Raw genomic sequence first — 6,604 nt, forward strand, 5'->3', positions numbered from 1 at the left:
TTATATTTAAGAGTTCTATTAATTTTTAAATAGGTTCGCAATATATTTTTAAAATAAGTATCATAATATGATTAATATCATATTTTACAGCTGTAAAGTAGTTGATCTTTGTAAGAACTAAATTCATATAAGATGCAGACTTTAGAAACCAAAACCATAGCCAATTATGTTGTAGAAAACATAAAAACAGCATCGATATTTCAAAAGTATCACATCAATTATTCTTTAAATGGTGATAAAAACCTCATAGAGGTTTGCAAGAATAAAGATGTAAATCCAATACGTTTACTAAAAGAATTAAAGACTATTGATAGCAAACTGTCTTTTTTTAAAAATTACAACGGTTGGTCTTTAGAGTTTTTAATAGATTATATTTTAAAAATTCAGCATCAATATGCAGAAGACAGAATACCTGTTGCCATAAACCTTAGCAACTCAGTTTCAGAAAAACACGGTAATACCTTTCCAAAACTTTACGCAATACAAAAAATATTTCTTGATTTTTCTTTAGAATTAACCAAGCAAATGAAATACGAAGAATATGTGGTTTTTCCTGCTATTGCAGATATAATTACCAAACAAAATTATCATCAGGATTTTAAAACTCAAATTGAAAATTCAAGAAAAGATCATTTTGAATTATTTCGTAAAATTGAGAAAATAAGAGCATTAACAAACCACTACAAACAGCCAGAAATTGATTGTAAAACGGTTCACGCTTTTTTTTATACGTTAAAAAGTTTCGACTTAGATTTTCAAAAACATTTACACTTAGAAAATAATATTCTTTTTCCTAAAGTATTAAAATTAATTTTAGGAGTTAAAACTATTGCTTAAACCCTTTTTTTTTTAGATTTCTTTAAGGACTTGCGTTAAACTTTTCTGTACTTTTGTTTTAAAATAGTTCTTTTTGAAAAAAATATTTGTTTCCGTCTTTTTATTATCATTTTTACAAGGCTTTTCTCAATCTAACAAAATGGCATTTGGTGCTGCATTGCAAGAAGTAGATGAAGAAAAATATCCGGGTGCAACCATATTAACAGGTAATGTTAAAATGACGCATAAAGGCATTGTGTTAACTTGTAAAAAAGCCTTTTATTATCAAAAGGAGAACTTTTTTATTGCACTGCAAAATGTAATTATAAAACAAGGCGATACCATAACACAAACAAGTGATTATGTAGATTATGATGCAAATTCTGAACAGGCTTTGTCTTGGGGTAATGTAGTTTTAAAAGACCCAGAAATGACGCTAACAACAGATACTTTGCAATTTGATAGACTAAACCAAAAATTATATTACCAAAGTTTTGCGAATATTAAAGACCAAACCAATACTTTAAAAAGTAAAAATGGTAATTATTATTTAGAAACTAAAAAATTTACTGCGACTACTAAAGTAAGCCTTGTAAACCCAAATCATAATTTAGAATCTAATCATTTAGATTATTATACCAACTCTGGTTTGGCATATTTATATGGTCCTTCTACCATAACAAATAGAAAAAATGAAAATAAAATTTATTGTGAAAGAGGTTTTTACAATACCAAAACAGACATTTCTTATTTTGTGAAAAACGCAAAATTATTTTTAAAAGAAAGAACTATAGAAGGCGATAGTTTGTATTATGATAAAAATAAAGGTTTTGCATCTGCAACAAATAATATTCAAATTATAGACACCGTAAAAAACTTTGTTACCAAAGGTAATTACGCAGAAATTTTTGAGGAAGAAGACTCTCTTTTTATTGTAAAAAAAGCAGTGGCTATAAGTATTGTAGATTTAGATTCTACCTTTATTCATGGGGATACTTTATTGGTTACAGGTGTTCCAGAAAAAAGAATTGTACGTATTTATCCACACGTAAAAATCTTTAAATCTGATTTACAAGGTAAATGCGATTCTATACACACCAATCAAGAAACAGGATACACCAAAATGTTTAGAAAACCTGTTTTATGGTCAGATGGCAACCAAATTACTGGAGATACCATTTATTTAATTTCTAATACAGAAACAGAACAACTAGACTCTTTAAAAGTTTTAAATAAAGCCTTTATTGTTTCTAAAGATTCTTTATCTGTAGAAGAGTACAACCAAATAAAAGGTAGAAATATGTTTGGTAAATTTTATAATAATAAATTAAAATTGCTATTAGTAAAGGGTGATGCTGAATCTGTTTATTATAACAGAAGTGAAGAAACTCGTAAAATAGAAACCATTACTAAAGAAATTTCTAGCAACATTGAGTTTACTATGGTAGATGGTCAAATAGAAACCATAAAATATTTAAAAACATCAGAAGGTAAAACCTATCCACCTTCTTTATTACCAGAAGATGTAAAAAAGTTAAAAGGATTTGTTTGGCGAGAAGATGAGCAACCCAAAACAAAAGAGGACATCTTTAAAAAAGATAACGAACAAGAAAAACCCAAAAGTGATAAAGATCTTATAAAACCTATTTTGGGAAATCAAGAAAAAAAGCAAAAAGAAGCCGTTTCTTCTAAAAATAAGTAGATGAAATCAGATTTTTTTAAATATCAAGCACAAACTACTCCACACCCACTTGCTATAGAAATTTATCATGCAAAAGGCAGTTATATTTATGATTTATCTGGTAAAAAATATTTAGACTTTGTTGCCGGTGTTTCTGCAAATAGTTTGGGCCATAATCACCCAAAAGTATCAAAAGCTATTAAAAACCAATTAGATAATTATGCACATGTAATGGTTTATGGCGAATTTATTCAACAACCACAAGTACAATTGTGTAAGGTTTTAGTAGAAAATTCTCCCAAAAATTTAAACGCTGTTTACCTCACTAACTCAGGAACAGAAGCTACAGAAGGTGCTCTAAAATTAGCTAAAAGAGTTACCAACAGAGCAGAAATTATTGCCGCAAAAAATTCTTACCATGGCAATACCATGGGATCTATGAGTGTTTCTGGTGTAGAAAAACAAAATCAAGCGTTTAGACCTTTAATTCCTGGTACAAAATTTATAGCTTTTAATTGTGATTTTTGTTTGGAACAAATTACAACAAAAACAGCCGCCGTAATTTTAGAAACCATACAAGGTGGCGCTGGTTTTGTAGAACCATATAATAATTATTTACAGAAAGTAGCCAAAAAATGTAAAGCTGTAGGTGCATTATTAATTTTAGATGAAATTCAAACAGGAATTGGCAGAACAGGTAAGTTTTGGGGTTTTGAAAATTATAATGTTGTTCCAGATATTATAATTACAGGCAAAGGTTTGGGCGGCGGAATGCCAATTGGTGCTTTTATGGCGTCTTTTGATCATATGAATTTATTAAAAGACAACCCCAAATTAGGTCATATTTCTACTTTTGCTGGTCATCCTGTTATTGCTGCTGCAGGTTTAGCAACAGCAAATACTATTTTAGAAGAAAAACTAATTAAAGAAAGTCTTAGAAAAGAAAAATTAATTAAAAAACACTTGCAACACAAAGCAATAAAAGAAATTAGAGGCAAAGGTTTAATGTTAGCAGTATTATTAGAAACACCAGAATTAGCAACAAAAACCATTTTAAAATGTTTAGATAAAGGACTAATTCTTTTCTTTTTATTATTTGAACAAAAAGCAATACGTATAACACCTCCTTTAACCATTTCTGACGATGAAATTATACAAGGTTGTAAGATTATTTTAGATACTTTAGATGAAGTAACAGGCTAACCATAAATTTTCAGTAAAAAAAATTAAAACTTTTCATTTCTATAAATATTCTGAAATCTCCACAGAATTGTAAAAATTTTTAAGCTATATTATTGTTTTTCACAACAATTTCAATTCATAAATTTTAATAATTCTTAAAATAAAAGAGATTTAAGTATTTTAATGCTCTTCCTTTAAAAGTTCTGGAAATTTCTTTTTAAAACGATTTAATCTAGGAATAGAAACAGCCTTTACATAACCCTGATTAGGATTTCTTCTTTCAAAATCTTGATGATAATCTTCTGCTTTATAAAACTTTTTAAGTTTAGCAACTTCTGTAGCTATTTTTCCTTGATAAACCGTTTCGTTCAAGTTTTTAATAGCACTTTCAATAATTTGTTTTTCTTGATCAGTTTCATAAAACGCAATAGATCTATATTGAGTGCCATAATCTGGATGTTGCCCATTTACTGTGGTAGGATTATGAGAACCAAAAAAAACGGTTACCAATGTTTTAAACGTTACTTTATTGGGATTATAATACACTGCAACTGTTTCTGCATGTCCTGTTGTTCCTGTTCCTATTTTTTGGTAAGTTGGGTTTAAAGTATTGCCACCTGCATAACCAGAAATTGCTTCCTCAACTCCATTTACACTTTCAAAAATGGCTTCTACACACCAAAAACATCCACTTGCAAAATAAGCTACTTTTGTTTTTTTTGTAGGTTCATAGTTTTTTATTGATTCTTCTTTTTCTGTATCAATAGAAAAACTAAAAATTACAACCAATACCAAAATACTAAAGCCTGCAATAGATATATTTTTTATTTTTTTTTTCATCGTTTTTATTATTAAAATTAAAGGTAAAAGAAAAGGTTCTTTATTTAATTGACGCTAAATTACACAACTTTTTACAGTTGTTTACAACTTTAGCGTTTTGTTAAGAAACCTTTTTGCTTAAACCGTTTTAGATGGCTATTTTTGTTAAAAGGTTGTGAATAGAACCGCTTATAATTGTTGATTTACTTAAAAATTGAAACAATTATTCTATAAAATTTTAGTTTGAAGGTTTTAAAATCATTACTATTTGGGTAAACCAAGGTTTGTCAATAAAAAATAAAATAAATGGAACATTTTATAGTATCTGCACGTAAATATCGTCCTAAAAACTTTGAGGATGTTGTTGGGCAACAAGCCATAACCAATACGTTAGAAAATGCTATAAAAAATAATCATTTAGCGCAAGCTTTATTATTTACAGGTCCTAGAGGTGTTGGTAAAACTTCTTGTGCTAGAATTTTAGCAAAGAAAATAAATCAGCAAGAAGCAACAAATGCAGAAGAAGAAGATTTTGCTTTTAACATTTTTGAATTGGATGCTGCATCTAACAATTCTGTAGATGATATTAGAAGTTTAACAGATCAAGTGCGCATTCCGCCACAAACGGGTAAATACAAGGTTTATATTATAGATGAAGTGCACATGCTCTCTCAAGCAGCATTTAATGCGTTTTTAAAAACTTTAGAAGAACCACCTGCACACGCTATTTTTATTTTAGCTACAACAGAAAAACATAAAATTATTCCGACCATTTTGTCGCGTTGTCAAATTTTCGATTTTAAAAGAATTGGGGTTTTAGATGCTAAAAATTACCTTAAAAAAATAGCCGAAAAAGAAAATATTACTGCAGATGATGATGCTTTACATATTATAGCTCAAAAAGCAGATGGCGCTATGAGAGATGCCTTGTCTATTTTTGATAGAGTGGTTAGTTTTTCTGGTAAAGAATTAACAAGGGAAGCTGTAACACAAAATTTAAACGTTTTAGATTACGATACTTATTTTGGTATGACAGATTTGTTGTTAGAGAACAAAATACCAGACGTTTTAAATGCTTTTAATACCATTTTAAGCAAAGGTTTTGAAGGCCATCATTTTATAAATGGTTTGGCAAGTCATTTTAGAGATTTATTAGTAGCAAAAGATAAGGCAACAATACCTTTATTAGAAGTTGGTGATAATGCAAAAAAGAAATATTTAAAACAAGCAGAAAAAGCAAGTATTCCGTTTTTAATGCAATCTATAGAAAAATCAAATCAATGTGATTTGAATTATAGAGCTAGTAAAAACCAACGTTTGCTGGTGGAATTGACTTTAATGCAAATTGCCTCTATCACTTTTGATGGAGAAAAAAAAAAGCCAGCTAACTACATAATTCCCGCAACATTTTTCCAAGCACTTTCTCCTAAAAAAAAGAAACCATCTTCTTCAATAACAAATAAACCTGAACAGGAAGTTGTAAAAACAGCTAAAATTAGTGCGCCCACAAAAGTAACCGCAGAAAAACCTATACTTAAAAATATTGGTCGTTTAAGTAAACAACCCAGTAAGTATTCTTTAAAAGGCTTTAATCAACAAAGCAATGTGAAGAAAAAAGTTGTAGAAGAAAACTTTGAAAGTCACCCAAAAGATGCTTTTGATGAACAAACACTGCAAACACTTTGGAAATCTTACGCAGCCATGTTATTTAAGAATGGCGAAAAAAGTATGGCTTCTATTGTAAGTACAGATTTGCCAAAAATACAAGGACAATTTACAATCAATTTTACAGTACCCAATAAATTGATGGAAGATCAATTTAAAAAAGGAAGACCTAAATTATTAAATTTTCTAAGAGAAAAACTAAACAATTATGGTATTGCCATAGACGTAATTCTTAATGAAAAAGTTGAAAAGAAATTTGCTTACACTCCGCAAGAAAAATACAACAAACTGAAAGAGAAAAATCCGCTTTTAGATAAATTAAGGCAAACTTTTGAGCTGGATTTGTAAATGCACTTTTAAAAAGGCACTTTCAGAAGTAGCAGACTTATAAATAACAATTCTAAAAAAAACCATTTAAAATTTATAAATTTTAGATGGTTT

5 protein-coding genes are annotated in these 6,604 nt (G+C 28.8%); 4 read left to right on the forward strand and 1 reads right to left on the reverse strand.

Annotated elements, in window-relative coordinates:
- Positions 1–132: 132 nt before the first annotated feature.
- From Q0762_RS13225 to Q0762_RS13235, 3 genes are all read left to right on the forward strand, one after another.
- Positions 133–837 carry a DUF542 domain-containing protein gene (locus tag Q0762_RS13225; protein ID WP_298767479.1) on the forward strand — a complete coding sequence of 235 codons (705 nt, stop codon included), beginning with the start codon at positions 133–135 and terminating at the stop codon, positions 835–837.
- Between the two features lie 73 nt (positions 838–910).
- Complete coding sequence (locus tag Q0762_RS13230) at positions 911–2,518, forward strand: OstA-like protein (RefSeq protein ID WP_298767481.1); 1,608 nt, start codon at positions 911–913, stop codon at positions 2,516–2,518.
- The gene (locus Q0762_RS13235; RefSeq protein ID WP_298767482.1) at positions 2,519–3,700 is read left to right on the forward strand and encodes an aspartate aminotransferase family protein; all 1,182 of its coding nucleotides are present in this window, start codon (positions 2,519–2,521) and stop codon (positions 3,698–3,700) included.
- 159 nt (positions 3,701–3,859) lie between these two features.
- On the opposite strand, the gene msrA is transcribed toward Q0762_RS13235, so the two are convergent.
- Positions 3,860–4,519, reverse strand: coding sequence for a peptide-methionine (S)-S-oxide reductase MsrA (msrA, locus tag Q0762_RS13240; RefSeq protein ID WP_298767484.1), 660 nt, complete (start codon positions 4,517–4,519; stop codon positions 3,860–3,862).
- Positions 4,520–4,804: 285 nt separating this feature from the next.
- Between msrA and dnaX the strand changes: the two genes are divergently transcribed.
- On the forward strand, positions 4,805–6,511 hold the full coding sequence (gene dnaX, locus Q0762_RS13245) for a DNA polymerase III subunit gamma/tau (RefSeq protein WP_298767487.1): 1,707 nt from the start codon (positions 4,805–4,807) through the stop codon (positions 6,509–6,511).
- The last annotated feature ends 93 nt before the right edge of the window (positions 6,512–6,604 follow it).

This window comes from uncultured Polaribacter sp., assembly GCF_947495205.1.
In the GTDB taxonomy this organism is placed as follows: Bacteria; Bacteroidota; Bacteroidia; order Flavobacteriales; family Flavobacteriaceae; genus Polaribacter.

Excerpts from the sequence above, each read along its gene's own strand:
- dnaX (WP_298767487.1), top strand. The coding sequence starts at position 4,805 with ATGGAACATTTTATAGTATCTGCACGTAAATATCGTCCTAAAAACTTT.
- Q0762_RS13225 (WP_298767479.1), top strand. The coding sequence starts at position 133 with ATGCAGACTTTAGAAACCAAAACCATAGCCAATTATGTTGTAGAAAAC.
- Q0762_RS13235 (WP_298767482.1), top strand. The coding sequence starts at position 2,519 with ATGAAATCAGATTTTTTTAAATATCAAGCACAAACTACTCCACACCCA.
- msrA (WP_298767484.1), bottom strand. The coding sequence starts at position 4,519 with ATGAAAAAAAAAATAAAAAATATATCTATTGCAGGCTTTAGTATTTTG.